The sequence below is a fragment of the Prevotella sp. SGI.167 genome (assembly GCF_050313615.1).
Classification (GTDB): Bacteria; Bacteroidota; Bacteroidia; order Bacteroidales; family Bacteroidaceae; genus Prevotella.
Genome location: NZ_JBNPLT010000002.1, coordinates 20,384 through 33,437 on the forward strand (window position 1 = coordinate 20,384; position 13,054 = coordinate 33,437).

The 13,054-nt window shown below is 43.5% G+C and carries 8 protein-coding genes; all 8 read right to left on the reverse strand.

Annotated elements, in window-relative coordinates:
- Positions 1-19 precede the first annotated feature (19 nt).
- On the reverse strand, positions 20-1,489 hold the full coding sequence (locus tag ACQRBJ_RS01560) for a TolB family protein (RefSeq protein WP_445302694.1): 1,470 nt from the start codon (positions 1,487-1,489) through the stop codon (positions 20-22).
- Positions 1,486-3,027, reverse strand: coding sequence for a DUF6057 family protein (locus ACQRBJ_RS01565; RefSeq protein WP_445302695.1), 1,542 nt, complete (start codon positions 3,025-3,027; stop codon positions 1,486-1,488). Before ACQRBJ_RS01565 ends, ACQRBJ_RS01560 begins: the two co-directional genes overlap by 4 nt.
- Before the next feature lie 88 nt (positions 3,028-3,115).
- Positions 3,116-3,700, reverse strand: a complete 585-nt coding sequence (locus ACQRBJ_RS01570) for a DUF4369 domain-containing protein (RefSeq protein WP_294969286.1) — start codon at positions 3,698-3,700, stop codon at positions 3,116-3,118.
- A gap of 31 nt (positions 3,701-3,731) precedes the next feature.
- Positions 3,732-4,340: a hypothetical protein gene (locus ACQRBJ_RS01575; RefSeq protein ID WP_445302696.1), complete on the reverse strand. Its 609-nt coding sequence runs from the start codon at positions 4,338-4,340 to the stop codon at positions 3,732-3,734.
- A gap of 393 nt (positions 4,341-4,733) precedes the next feature.
- The gene (locus ACQRBJ_RS01580; protein ID WP_441932568.1) at positions 4,734-5,939 is read right to left on the reverse strand and encodes a PDDEXK nuclease domain-containing protein; all 1,206 of its coding nucleotides are present in this window, start codon (positions 5,937-5,939) and stop codon (positions 4,734-4,736) included.
- Positions 5,940-6,109: 170 nt separating this feature from the next.
- Positions 6,110-7,633 carry a hypothetical protein gene (locus ACQRBJ_RS01585; protein WP_445302697.1) on the reverse strand — a complete coding sequence of 508 codons (1,524 nt, stop codon included), beginning with the start codon at positions 7,631-7,633 and terminating at the stop codon, positions 6,110-6,112.
- Positions 7,634-7,665: 32 nt separating this feature from the next.
- Positions 7,666-9,474, reverse strand: coding sequence for a RagB/SusD family nutrient uptake outer membrane protein (locus tag ACQRBJ_RS01590; RefSeq protein ID WP_441932570.1), 1,809 nt, complete (start codon positions 9,472-9,474; stop codon positions 7,666-7,668).
- A gap of 19 nt (positions 9,475-9,493) precedes the next feature.
- Positions 9,494-12,745, reverse strand: a complete 3,252-nt coding sequence (locus ACQRBJ_RS01595; protein ID WP_441932571.1) for a SusC/RagA family TonB-linked outer membrane protein — start codon at positions 12,743-12,745, stop codon at positions 9,494-9,496.
- Between the last annotated feature and the right edge of the window lie 309 nt (positions 12,746-13,054).

The window sequence follows — 13,054 nt, forward strand, 5'->3', positions numbered from 1 at the left end:
AATCTAAATTTTTATTCGTTTATTCTCTCACCGTCACTTTCGGACGTTCATCCGAAAAGATCTGATTGCGGGTTTCCTTCATATCCAGCTCCACCTTGGTCTTGGTGAAATCCGGTACATTATAGGCATCAAACAGCCCATGATAATATTTCCACGGATTGCGCTGCGGAAGAAGGAATGGCTTAGTTGCCTTACCCTGATCATCAATACTCGAAATGTAGAGACGGGTATAGTTTCCGTTTCCTCGCTTACTGACAAAGACAAACCAATGCGAGTTGCTACTCCAGTTGTGATAGCTCTCGCTCATCTTACTGTTCACCGCAGCCAGCGGATAGGTCTGGCGAGTCTTCAGGTTCATCATCCAGAGATCTGCATCAGGTTGCACAATAGGAAAATTGCTTCTGCTGCACCGTGTATACATCAGCCATTTTCCATCATACGACGGACGAGCCAAGACGTAACTCATATTCGTCTTCGGACCATTCAGCAGCGTATCCACTTTTTCTCCAAACTTCCCCGTTCTGGGATCGAAAGGAATACTTACCAGCGAGCACTTCACTTTCAGATACTCTGCCGGCACACGGCAAGCCTTCGAAGTACTATAATATAAGGTATTGCCATCTGCACTGAAAGCTGGGAATATCTCCAGCCAGTCGGGAGTCATCAGTTTCTGGTCTGTTACCAATTGATTGTTACGTGTATCCAGTACCACGATGTTGCTGAAGTCGTGATAAACTTCTATTGGCTTGTAAGTTCCCACGAAGAAACACTGGTGCACGGCATTGGCAGCATAAGCCACATAGTTGCCTTCCGGATGCCAGTAGGCATAGCTTCCGGCAGCCTTGGTAGAATCGGTCTTGGTATCAATCCATTGCTGCTTGCCATTCTTCATAATCAAGGTACCTCCACCCTCGCCACGTATCTGGCAGGTCAATTGCCGGGCATCTGTACGATTGGCTGTATGGCAATTGAAACATCTTCCCGGCAGGGCGGTCTCAGTCATGATAGCCGTTTCATCAAAAGTATGGATATCGCGCTGATAGATGCCGATGTTGCCACCCACTTCGTAGCCGGGAGCGATACGGCGATAGGTCAAACCGTAATCATCCAGCCGATAAGGACTCACCATCATCTGGAAATCCTGATATTGCTTCCACTTACCATCCTTAAGGGTACAGACGGTAAAAGAGATGCTGCCACCGACGTTCTGCTCAGTAAGCTGATGCCAGTCTTCCACATCGAAGTCAGCCCATTCACCACAGACATGCAGTTCTCCGCCCTTGCTTCCTTTTGCCACGACATCCACCACATCAACGGTATCACCTTTGATATTGAAGTTCATCGGAGCAATATCAGCCGGAATGGTCACCCCGATATAGTCGGGATAGATGCTAGGCTTACGGTTCACCATGGTAGGATTCTCAACCGACGGAGTACAGGCGGTCATCCCCATCCATACTATCATCAAAGTATAAATAATCTTTTTCATTCTTCGCCTCCTTTCTGTTTACTCATCATTCGTTTCACGTATTCTGCGTATGGCGAACCCGGTACATTTCCCTGATTCTGTATGCACTTCACGGCATCCTGATAACCCACAGGCATCTGCATATAGCCACCATATTGCTGTACCCAACTGCCATAACGCATGAATCCCTGGATATCTCCCTTCAACAGCATCTGCCCCATGAAGTAGTCGAGCGCCATTTTGTTATCCGGATTGTTGATGAAGAGCAGTCCCATCATCTTGTCAATCTCATCATAGCTATAGATCATTTCCGTCTTGAAGCGCATTCTTCTAGCCCTTCCCAAATCAGGATCATGACTGATAGCCGTATCATTGCCCAGCATCGCCTCCATCTTCACAGCCCAGTCATGATAGAAGAGCGACTGCTTCAAGAGATCGATATTCTTACGGGCTACAGCATACTTGCCATTTACAATCTGACATTCGGTAATGCGCTTCATCAATCTGCCACTCATCTTTCCATTCAGGATGGAAGCCTGCAAATCGCTGGCATAGCGAAGAGAAGAGTTCACGAGACCCAGACGCCAAAAGGCTTCCATCGTAGGATACATCGACATGTTATCACGGGAACGGGGAGCCAGCAAGGCATTTTCTCCACTCTGATAGAAAGAAAACATGCGGTCGGCAAGCTGACGGGTCTGAGCCAGGGCAAGATTCACGCAGTTGCTGGTATAGAACACCTGCACCTGATTCTCCTGCGCATCATGGATGATATCTTCCCACTTCCCGTTACGCACCTGTTCGTTCAGTTTGACCAAGGCATAGAGGTCCTTGTCATATCCCCATTTCTGACCCGGATACCGCATAGGCACGCGATAATAGTTGATACCTGCCATCACAGACATCAATGGATATTGCACCAGAAGGGTACTATAACAAAACAGCTGTATAGCCCAGAGATAGAGTATAGACAAAGGATAGGCAATCGCAACGGAAGGAAGCTTGCCTTTCTTCACCTGCATCAGGAAAAAAGCCAGACGGAGGAAGACATAAAGCCAGGTTGCACCGCCTCCAATCAGCCAGAACAGAATGGGTATCAGAAGCACATCTGCCCACGCAATCCTTGCTCCCCATCTCCGGGTAGCAAGATTCATGAGCCATGTTGACAGCAGGGCTAAGGTCAGAGCTATCGGGAAAGACAGGAGCACTTCGATATCTCCCATCACTTCCAGCAACAGGATAGAAGGAAGAAGAGCTATGAGCATCCCATACCACTTCAACGGCTTGGCTGTATAACTCCTGATTACCTGATAGGTAAGCGACAGGAAAGCCACGAAGAGAAAAGCCAGAATGGCAGCACCCAAAACAGTAACATAATAGAACTGTACCAGGAACTCGCTGATATAATCAGCCAAACCACCTGCCACACTCAGGTCATGCCAAAAGTAGTCGGCAGACCAAAGAAAGAGCTGGTTCTGCTCTTGGTAACATAAGGCTTGTGGATAACCACAATACCAAAAAAGGAAGATGCATAAGCCGAACAATGTGACCAGAGTCATTTTCCCATATCTAGAAATGAACTTTTTCATGCACTTAATAGATTAGTCGGGGTACCCATATTTATCAACATCCCCTACAGCAAATATTTTACTTTGCTGAAGGATACATAGTCTGAAGAAAATTCTTAAACACTCCGACAGGCTGACGCTTGAGGAAGGCGATGTTATATTCCTTCAACTGGTTCTGTATCTCCTTACCCTTGGTCATCAGCAACTGGTCTGAGCCTTCCTGACGGGCCTGCATACGAAGCTGGTTGTAGGCACTGTTAAACTTCATGATCTGATCTTTCCATACCTGGAGAGAATCATTCTGAGGAGTTCCCCCGGAAATACTGTTGGCACCAATCGTAACCTTGATGTCGCCCGGTTCAGAAACAACCAGCAAGTCCTGCACGCCATCACGATAGTGATAATCTATACGAATCACTTTCATCTCAACAGTATCGGCAACAAATTCAAACTTGCCGTCCTTGATGACAACAGAGTCTACATGGGCAGCATCCTGCAGTCCGAACATAGGCACAAGGAAAATCTTCTTGCCATCCCAACGGTTCGACTCCATCGTACCATGGATACGGCAATTTCCCTTTTCGGCAGACTTGCAACCTGCCATTACTACCATACTCGTAACGGTCATCAGAGCGATAACCATCAATAACATCATTTTTTTCATTGTTCTCTTTAGGTTTAATCTGTTTATTTATTCAGTTCTTTTCAGCCAGGAAATAGATAGGAGCATTGCTTGCGCCCTTCTTAACGAGAAGCCCTTTCTCCGTAAAATGCTTCAACCATTTCAAGGCAGTCTGCTGGCGCAAGGAAAAATGGAATTCCATGTCACGTCGGCAAATATATTCATTCTCTTTCAGGAAATTTACCATCTTGTTCCACAACTGTTCTTCGGTATATTGCCGTGACCTTGTTGTGAATTTGGAACGTTCAAACTTGACATGCCGTGAAACCTCATTCAGCAGTTCGGCAGTAGGCTTGAAGTTTATATTACGCAGACGGATGTCATTACCTGTCACCTTTTCCATCGTCTTGCCTTCCGGCAACTCAGTTGTAACAGACAGGGAGAGATAGCCCACTTGCGGAAGATAGAAGCGGGCACCTTGCGACAGTTCGGTCACAATCAACCCATGCAGCGCAGTCATCACAGCCTGCACATCAGCTCTGGTAAGCGAACAGACCTGCTCTATATGCTCTTCAATCTGCTTACTGGTCATCGGTTCATGGTCTCGCAACCGGACAAATTTCTGTTCTCCACCTTCGCCCTTCGAGTTATGGATGGAATGGATTTCATACTTTATTGCCATAGCTTAGTATTGTTAGTTGTTCATACAAGTACGTTATAACCAGTTAAGTACGTAAGCCATACGCTTCAAGTCCTAGAACTGTGCGACGTGCATCGAACGGTGCACGAGCTCACTTCGAACGCAGCACGCTCTTACTTCGTCCGATGCATGCGCTTACACCGTTCGGTGTGAGTCATGGAGTTGGGGAAGTATAAGCTTCTGGTTGTACAAGTAACCCCGTATAAATGTACTTGTTTTACTGCATACAAAAGTACAATAAAAACTCGTAAACACCAAATCTTTTCAGCAATTATACAAGAAAGTACAGAAGAAAAGCAAAAAAGGTCAAATTCTGTTTACTAAAAGGTATGAAAAAGCCCCGACTGTATCACTACAGCCGAGGCCTAACCTTATTTATAAACCTTTATTTTCTTGCTCTTGCAACTGTTTCATCAAGAAATTCTCTAAAGTCTTCTTATCTGGCAATTGGAGCATATAGGTAGAAACAAACAATTGATTGTCCATACCGGCAAGCGCATATTCCACCATTTTCTTACCCTTTCTTGTGCAAAGCAATATTCCTATTGGCGGATTATCCCCAGGCTGCATTTCATTTTCCTTATAATACGAAACATACGCATTGAGTTGACCAAGATTCTCATGAGAGAATTCCTCGTCTTTCAATTCTAAGATAACACTACAATGCAACACTCTATTATAAAATACCAAGTCTGGATAGTAATACTCATCATCTATCACGATTCTCTTCTGGCGTGACTCAAAGCAAAAGCCTTTTCCTAATTCCAACAAGAATTCCTGCAAATGAGAAATCAGAGCTTCCTCTATGTCGTGTTCAGTAACAACCTCTTGCGCTTTCAATCCCAAGAACTCAAAAGTAAATGGTTCTCTGATTTGCAAGGCATTAGAATCATGACCTTTCATTGTAGGCAAAGACATCATTTTCTCAGGGTTAGTGCTTATTCCTGCACGAACATAAAGGTTGGTACTAATCTGTCGACGCAATTCACGAACAGACCAAGTACACTTGATACACTCTTGCTCATAGAAATAGCGAGCAAGAGGGTCGCTTTGCGTCATTATTTCGACAATGTGAGAAAACGACAACCGTGAAATCAACAACCTACCAGAGGTTCGGAATTTATCCGACACTGTCGGACTTTTTTCCACAAATGAGCCAAACATAGATTTATCCGACAGTGTCGGATAAATTGAGGCAAAAGGCATTATTTGATCAGAAGATTTTCTAACCCAAAGATTTTCCATCATTTGGGGATAATAAAGATAAAAGTTACGTGAATTTTGGAAGAGGGTAACGTTTAATCCCTTCCTATTCACTTTCTCCACAAGTCTCTTGAGAAGGTGATCTCCATATTCCGCCCTATCCTTACCATGTTGTTCAAACTCCACGATATAATAGCCAATGAGCCAGTTACGCATAGTCTGCATTCTATTGATAGCCTTTACTGCACAGGTTTGTGCTGCATCATGAGTCGATTGGATTACATGAGTCAACTCCAAGAAAGAGTGACTACCATGCATCCAATCAGAAACAGGAAGTTCCAGTCCATCATGATTATATACAATCGTGTTGTCTGCCATAAAGTTCGTTCCTTAAAAGTACGCTGCAAAGATACGATTAATATTCCTAACTGCCAAACTTTTAGAGGAATATTTCAAGAAAAGAGAGAAGCACGAAAAAGCCCCGACTGTATCACTACAGCCGAGGCCTAACCTTATTTATATTATAATCACAACGATTATTTCATGTTCTATTTCTTAGCCTTGAATGCCCACCAGGTTGCTTCACCCCAGCCAGCTGTGCCAGGAGCTGCATAAATCAACTTCAAGTGATTAGCATCCAACTGCATAATTTCAAAATCGGTTGGCGTTTCGCCACCACCATTAATCTTGAATGGGAAGAGGATAGAACCAGCATCTGTATGGAGATTACCCAATGCCCACTTAGTCTGAGAGCCATCAACAGAAGCTATGGTACGCTCACCCATACCCCAATTCTGAATCTCATACTTGCCTTGGCGAATCTGCTTGCCTGAGCCATCGAAAGATGTAACAGTCGCTGTTTTCCAATCGAATGTCATATAAGCGTTAGGATCTTCCTCACCAGTAGCGACACCCGTATCAGAATGTTGCAACTGACCTGTCAAATCTGCAGGAGGACATCCCCACCAGATACCATTGCCATCATTGCAGAAAGAGGCACCATCGCCAGGAGCATAACCTAAATTACCCCAAGCACCCTTATCTGCGCGCCAATCAGTATCCCAAGTCCAAGCCTTTGTATCAAAGCCATTCAAAGCAGACTCCGCATCAGAGCCACTCTTGAATGCCCACCATGTGGCTTCACCCCAGGCTGCAGCGCCAGGAGCTGCATAAATCAACTTCAAGTGATTGGCATCCAACTGCATGATTTCAAAATTGGTAGGTTTCTCGCCACCACCATTAATCTTGAAAGGGAAGAGGATTGCACCTTCTGTAGTCTTCAATGTACCATAAGACCAATTTGATTGACTTCCATCAATAGAAGCCTTATCTCTCTGACCAGTCCAACCTTCTACGGAATACTTACCCTTTCGAATTTGGTTTCCACCACCATCATAGGTGATAATATTACCATCATCATAGAATTCCATATAAGCATTAGGATCTTCCTCACCAGTAGCGACACCCGTATCAGAATGTTGCAACTGACCTGTCAAATCTGCAGGAGGACATCCCCACCAGATACCATTGCCATCATTGCAGAAAGAGTCACCATCACCTGGAGCATAACCTAAGTTACCCCAAGCACCACCATCTGAACGGAATTCAGTATCCCATTTCCAGATTTTCTTTCCATAAGCATCACTTGCAAGCAAGCGCATCTCAGGAGTCAACTCTGAAGGAACATATACGTTAGCTGTTTTTTCAGCTGTGACCGTAGAACCATCGAAGTTCAAAGTCTCAATATAAAATTTCTGTTCTGTAGGATTACCGCGCTTAGGAACAATCTTAAACTTACCATTAGCAACTCCAGAAACAAGAATGTTCTTTGTGCCTTCAGCATCTACCTGATAGATAGAAACCACTCTTGAAGGAGAAGTAAAGAAGGTGAAGTAATTACCATCCTGTGCTTCAGTAGTACATTCCTCATCACCATACTGGGTGAAAGAGAAACCATCCTGCAATTGTTGTGAGGTTAGGCTACTGACTGATACGCTCACATCATCCTTAGAAGGATCACAAGCAGTAAGCAAACCAGCTGCCATTACCATGAATAATATTGATTTTTTCATTGTAATTCATTTTTAAGATTCGACATTGTTGATTACCAACCAGTGTACTCTGCATCAGCAGCAGTCCAACCGTCATTCTGCTTAACCGTACCCAAAGCCACCTGAGTTTCAGGCATTTTCTGGAAACCAGCAGTAGCATTATAACGAGCTGCATAACCACCATTATGAGCTGTGTTCTTTCCAGGATTACCACAATAGTAAACATCCTGATTTTCCTGCTTAGCCAAAGCCACCTGAGCAATATGCCAACGACGGATATCATTCCAACGGATACCCTCACAGGCAAACTCCCAACGACGCTCGTTCTGCAAATCCTTCAAAGAGTAAGAAGAATAATAGTTAGCAACACCAGTAGCACGCTCATGTACCTTATTCATACCAGTAACATCTTCCTTCAACTCACTCTGCATCAAAAGCACATCGGCAAAACGAATCAAAACCAAATCGTGAATATTACTCAACTGGAAGTTGTTCTCACCAGATGTATCCCAATTGCCTGGGTACATCAAGGTCTCGAAACATGCAACATAAGCAGGAGTTGAAGTTGTACCATCATCATTCTTGACAACAAAAGAACCATCATTCTTTGCACAGATAGGAGCCCACTTCTTAGAATAGTAATCAGTCTCCTGAACGAAGTCAGCCCATCCACCACGGGTATAATTAGGCATTTCAGCCTTGTCATTAACATCACAGACTGTAGCCTTCAGACGAACATCCTTGTTTTCAGAGTCTGCATTCTTCCAATCCTTCACCAAGTTAGGAGCTACAGGACCAGCACCCCAACCTTGACCGAATGGGAATGTGTTAGAATAATCCTGACCACCACGAACACCAAAATGAAGAGCATAACCATTAGCATAACCAATGGTAGTACTCCAAGAAGCGAACTTATTGAACTTGATAGCGAACATAGTCTCTGGATTTACAGCATTGTCATTCTCTACCCACTTCAGGTTATTGTCCTTTGCATATGGATAATCCTTAGCTACCTTGCTGTTAGAGTAAGCCCAGAGATTGCGGAAATCAGGAACCAGTTCGTATCCAGAATTGTTCACACAATCATCAATAGCCTTCACAACATCCTCCTTTGTTAGAGTTGTACCATTAGGCAATTCTACTGATGTCAAAGGAGAGTAATTGGTACTTACCAAATCAGCGGTCGTTGTACCATTGCAATAGAAGCCAGTATAGAACAACCATACACGTCCCAGCATTGCAGCTACGGTATATTTATCCAAACGGCCATTGTCCTTCTTTACATCAGGCATAGCAGTATAAGCCTCATAGAGATCCTGTAAAATCTGTCCCCAAAGTACCTTGACATCCCCCTGAGAAGAAGAATCAGCATCCGGGTCTGTTACCAAAGGCACATTACCATACATAGAAGCCAACTCATAATAGTAATAGGCGCGAAGAGCCTTGGCCTCACCAATTGCCTGATTCTTGGTGTCTTCAGACATATTGCTGGAAAGCCCCAAATACTTAATTGTATTATTGGCACGAGCAATACCGGCATAACGATCAGCATAGAACTGATTCGTCATATCAGCGTTATAGTTACAAAGCAAATCTTCTGCCTGCATCAACTTATCGTTGGTACCACCGCCACCAAGTTGGTCATCACTTGCTAGAGCAGCATTATATAAGAATGACATCTGCGGATTCGCATTGATCGTATTCAAGTTCTGGTAAACACCAGCTAAGATAGCCTCAGCATCTGCATCAGTCTTAGGGAACTCACTTGTTGACATCTCGCCGACATTCTTTACGTCGTCGATATCGCAAGAGGTCAATCCTAAGGTTGCAAGGGCTACTGCAAATATAAATATCTTTTTCATTGCTATTCATTTAATAAGATTAGAACTTAACATTTACACCAACCATGAAGGTACGTGGTTGAGGATAGTTACCAACATCAACACCAGTAACCCAAGGTTCTGAGCCGTTGAGTGCCATACCATTTTCAGGATCCATACCCTTGTAATCTGTGATTGTGAAAAGGTTCTGAGCTGCAAAATAGAGACGAAGCTGCTGGAATGGACAATTCTTCCAGATGTTCTTGAAGTCGTAACCGACTGTCAGGTTCTGCAAACGGAAGTAACCAGCATCCTCAATATAAATGTCAGAAATAGACTGCCAGTTCACACCACGGTTCATGGCTGCCAACTGTGGATACTTATAAGATGTACCCTCGCCATTCCAATAACTATATACCTCTGTAGTATAGTTCTCATACTCACCATCAGTAAACTTACGGTAAGAGCGAGCCACCTGCTGACCCAATGCAGCATAACCAGTAACGTTGATATCGAAGCCCTTATATGAAGCACCCAAAGTGATACCCATTGTTACATCTGGGTTAGGATTACCCAAGTCGGTCTTATCAGCATCATTGACAATACCGTCACCATTTGTGTCTACAAAGCGCAAATCACCAACCTTCAAACCAGAACCCTGATGAGAGTTTGCAGGATCCTGATCCTTCAATGTGCTGATATATTCCTTCAGTTCCTGCTCATTCTGGATAGGACCAGCTGTCTTGTAACCCCAGAAGTAGCCGATAGGATGTCCTTCCTCGAAACGAGCCATATAACCAGTACCCTGAGCAAGCAAATCAGAACCACCAGAGTTGTACTTCTGTGAGCTATTTACCTTGGTTACTTCATTCTTATTGTATGCAATATTGTAACCCACATTATATTTGAAGTCCTTTCCTATCTTGTCGTTCCAAGTCAAGGCAACCTCAACACCGGTATTGCGAACGGTACCGGCATTCTTCATCTGAGTGCTGAAACCAGTAGTAGGAGAAACAGGAACATTCAACAGAAGGTCCTTGGTAGTCTTGCGATACCAGTCAAAAGTCAAACCTAAGCGGCTATTCAAGAAACGGGCATCGAAACCAAGGTCAAGCTGTTCAGATGTTTCCCATGTAAGTTCATCGTTAGCCAAACGGGTAAGAGCAGCACCACGAACTGGATCATCCTTTGTATTGCCGAAAGAATAATTGCTATACTCGTTATAAGCAAACGCAGCCTCATACTGGAATGCAGAAATATTCTTGTTACCATTCTGACCCCAACCAGCACGAATCTTCAAGAAGTCGAACCACTTAGCCAAAGGCTCCATAAACTTTTCGTTGGAAACAACCCAACCACCAGAGAATGAAGGGAAATATCCCCAACGCTTACCTGGAGCAAACATTGAAGAACCATCAGCACGCATAATAGCTGTGAACATATACTTCTCATCGTAATTGTAGTTCAAACGACCGAAGTAAGACATACCACGTGAATCGGTATATGGCAAACCTGTAACTGTAGCAGCCTTGTTGTTCTTCATCAATGTCATGTATGCATGAGACAAATCGCCGAAGATAGAGCTGGAAGCTGTAGCATTCAGGCTATAGCCAAAATCAGGACGGCTCTCACCATACTCTGTACCCAAGAGGATATCGAAGTCATGCTTCTTGTTGATATCAAACTTGTAATTCAAGGTATTGGTTGTACCCCAACCCCAACCGAGGCCTACATTATTGGTAGCCTGGTCTGATGTACGCTGATCTCCCTGGTCATTCAACTTGTACACAGGAAGATAGCAACGCCAAGAATTTGAGTTATGACTATAGTTAATCTGTCCACGATAGGTCAATCCCTTGATAGGCTGAATCTCGATATAACCAACAACGTTCAATCCAAAGTTCATGCTCTTGTTGTTTGCACTCTGGCTATAAGTAAGAGCAGCAATAGGGTTACTTGCATAAGAAGTATAATTGAACATACCTGTGCTCTTCAAGTCATTGTAACCGAAGAAACCACCCTCCTTGTTATAGATAGGAATCAATGGATTAGCACGCAACATGTTAGAGATGGCATTGCTATACTGATTACCTATCTGGATACCTTGATTCTGCTTGTGGCTATAATATACATTTTCACCTACCTTAATAACGTCAAGTCCCTTACTGTTGCGATAAACTACATGCTCTGAATTGATACGGAAAGTGAAACGGCGATAATCAGACTTAGCATACTGACCACCAAAAACACCGTCCTGATACTGATAACCGGCACCAATAGAGAACTTACTACGTTCACTACCACCAGTTACATTCAAAGAATGACTAGTAGTAACCGCATTCTTATTGCGGATAGCCTCTATCCAATCTGTTCCGGAATTAGAACCATCAAGATATGACTGATACAAGTCCTCGTATCCCTTAAAATACTGAGACCAATCGCGTGGCTGTTCACCACTATTGTAACGAGCCAAATCCATTACCTGCATATACTGCTTGGCAGTCAACATCTGTGGCAAACGATATACGTTTGACCATCCTACATTACCATCATAAGAAACCTGTATTTTACCCTGCTTACCCTGCTTAGTAGTTACCAAGATAACACCATTGGCAGCAGCAGAACCGTAGATGGCACAAGATGCAGCATCCTTCAATACGTCAATAGATTCAATATCAGCAGGATTCAAGTTGTTGATATCACCACCAGAAACGCCATCAATTACATAAAGAGGAGCGGTATTTCCATTGGTACCTGCACCACGGATCATAACCTTAAAGCCATCACCTGGCTGACCTGATGATGCCTGAATATTTACACCAGGAGTCTGGCTCTGCAAAGCACCCAGCGCCTGAGTAGTATTAAGCTTAGAGATATCATCACCCTTTACCTGTACAGTTGCACCGGTAACGAGCTTCTTCTTCTGCACACCATAACCTACGACAACAACTTCATCGAGAGTCTTGTCGTCTGTCTTCATTGTGATTTTGAAACTAGACTGGTTACCAACAGCGATTTCCTGCTTCTGATAACCAATATAGGTAACTACAATAGTAGCGCCCGGCTTCACATTCAATGTAAAGTTACCATCCAAGTCGGTAACTGTACCATTGTTAGGATTGCCCTTTTCTACTACACTTGCACCGATGATAGGACCTTCTGCGTCACTTACATTACCGGTAACTTTCTTAGCTTGCTGTACAGCATTTACAGTCTGATTAGGAGATGTTGCCAAAGCTTCAGTTGTGTAACTCAAGCCTAAGGATGCCAACGCTCCAACAAGCAGCACTGATTTTCTTAAGTTTAGATTCATATCTTATTGTACTTTCTAGGTTTAATAGAATTAAATCTTTGTGATTGACTAGTAAATAGCCACTCTCTATGCTTCCTTACAACTACCAGCTGCAGGGAAACGATTTTTAACTTTCAAGTTGAATTCATGTTCATAGGTCAAAATATTTTTATTTGTTAGTTTTGTTATTTTAGCTCTTTGTTTGTGACACATTGTAAGTAGATATCATTCAGTGGTAACAGTTGCAATAGTATCACGGCTGCAAAAGTACAACTCTTTTTTGAAAAAAGCTGATACTATTTTGCTTAATTTATGTATTTTTCGTTACTA

Excerpts from the sequence above, each read along its gene's own strand:
- ACQRBJ_RS01560 (WP_445302694.1), bottom strand. The coding sequence starts at position 1,489 with ATGAAAAAGATTATTTATACTTTGATGATAGTATGGATGGGGATGACC.
- ACQRBJ_RS01565 (WP_445302695.1), bottom strand. The coding sequence starts at position 3,027 with ATGACTCTGGTCACATTGTTCGGCTTATGCATCTTCCTTTTTTGGTAT.
- ACQRBJ_RS01570 (WP_294969286.1), bottom strand. The coding sequence starts at position 3,700 with ATGAAAAAAATGATGTTATTGATGGTTATCGCTCTGATGACCGTTACG.
- ACQRBJ_RS01575 (WP_445302696.1), bottom strand. The coding sequence starts at position 4,340 with ATGGCAATAAAGTATGAAATCCATTCCATCCATAACTCGAAGGGCGAA.
- ACQRBJ_RS01580 (WP_441932568.1), bottom strand. The coding sequence starts at position 5,939 with ATGGCAGACAACACGATTGTATATAATCATGATGGACTGGAACTTCCT.
- ACQRBJ_RS01585 (WP_445302697.1), bottom strand. The coding sequence starts at position 7,633 with ATGAAAAAATCAATATTATTCATGGTAATGGCAGCTGGTTTGCTTACT.
- ACQRBJ_RS01590 (WP_441932570.1), bottom strand. The coding sequence starts at position 9,474 with ATGAAAAAGATATTTATATTTGCAGTAGCCCTTGCAACCTTAGGATTG.
- ACQRBJ_RS01595 (WP_441932571.1), bottom strand. The coding sequence starts at position 12,745 with ATGAATCTAAACTTAAGAAAATCAGTGCTGCTTGTTGGAGCGTTGGCA.